Raw genomic sequence first — 312 nt, 5'->3', positions numbered from 1 at the left:
CTTATCAAAATTGAATTTTTCAAAGGAAAGGGATGGAGATGCCTCTGCTGGTGCAAGCTGTTTAATTGTCGTACGGATAGGAGCGGTAGGCAATTCCTCAGGCTGCCGTTTGTCATACTGATCCTTGCAAAAACTGTCATGGCGGTCCCAGGTTATGGGATGAGTGGTCAGCAAACGACTCATATCTGAAGAGTAGATGTAGAGTTTGTCATCAACCCGTTTAACCCGAGCAACTTTTTCCGTGTAACTGAAGGGGACTCCGAATCTCCGGTTCTCATAAGAAATAAAACCGTCAAAAGAAATCCGCCGTTC

Annotated in this window: 1 pseudogene; it reads right to left on the bottom strand. The window is 45.2% G+C overall.

What is annotated here, in order from left to right:
• Positions 1–312, bottom strand: a pseudogene (locus tag ACTQY1_RS11305) (IS21 family transposase); the annotation flags it as partial.

It is taken from the genome of Acidaminococcus sp. HCP3S3_G9_1 (assembly GCF_052122455.1).
Classification (GTDB): domain Bacteria; phylum Bacillota; class Negativicutes; order Acidaminococcales; family Acidaminococcaceae; genus Acidaminococcus.
This window is presented reverse-complemented; position numbering and strand designations above follow the sequence as displayed.